At 32.2% G+C, this 872-nt stretch carries 1 protein-coding gene; it reads left to right on the top strand.

The genetic code is table 11. The features are described from left to right. The first annotated feature begins 386 nt into the window (after positions 1 to 386). The gene (locus FS935_RS23115; protein WP_146950939.1) at positions 387 to 653 is read left to right on the top strand and encodes a hypothetical protein; all 267 of its coding nucleotides are present in this window, start codon (positions 387 to 389) and stop codon (positions 651 to 653) included. Positions 654 to 872: the final 219 nt, after the last annotated feature.

Raw genomic sequence — 872 nt, 5'->3', positions numbered from 1 at the left:
ACAAAACATTTGAACAACCAACGACTGAGTAATTAGTATATCATTTAACTTCGTAGAAGTCAATACTTCTTTTGAAAGAAATAAACTATTTTCTTGAGTCAGTTAAATACTTAAAACATTCTACTGCATAAATTCGCAGAAGTCAACAACTAAGATGTAAATGTTTATTAAGTAGTAGGGGAGATGGTGGTTTTTTTGAAAGTAATTAATAGAGGTTACCGACATTCCATATATCCTACGAGGGAGCTTGAAGTATTGATATGAATGCATATTACCTAATGTAACAGCGTAACATAGTTACAGACTAACGGATGAAATCTGTAACGGTGTTAGTGACTTAACTTTTAAAAATCTGATGCTGAAAATAAAAAAAGAGGAGGGATAGAGTGATTAGTCTAGACTTACGTAAGAAAGAAGACAAAGTTCGTTCTGATAAAAAAATTCGTGTGAATGCTTCACTTGATCAAGATACTCATGACAAGTTAAAAAAATTAGCTATTAGTTGTGACATGACAAAAACAATGCTTTCAGCAGAGATTATCAAAGTAGTTGTAAATCATATTGAATTTATAGATTTTTTACAAAAAAAATATAATAAACAAGAACAATATAGGGTGATACCTGTTCGTCAGGACGGGAAAACATATTATTAATAGGTTCTAAAAGGAACCCTAAAGTATTATCTTAAATTTTTAGAGATCGTTAGTCACAAGTTGAGACATACCATTTATATAGATTCATAGGTTATCTAAATGGTATAAAAAGAGCGATTGGATAGATCCAATCGCTCTTTTTTGTATCAGTCCTATTACGCGCCTTAGAGGATTCGAACCTCTGACCGACGGCTTAGAAGGCCGTTGCTCTATCCTGCT

It is taken from the genome of Metabacillus litoralis (assembly GCF_007994985.1).
In the GTDB taxonomy this organism is placed as follows: Bacteria; Bacillota; Bacilli; order Bacillales; family Bacillaceae; genus Metabacillus; species Metabacillus litoralis.
Note: the sequence above shows the minus strand (reverse complement) of the source record. Positions and strands in the feature narration are given on the sequence as shown.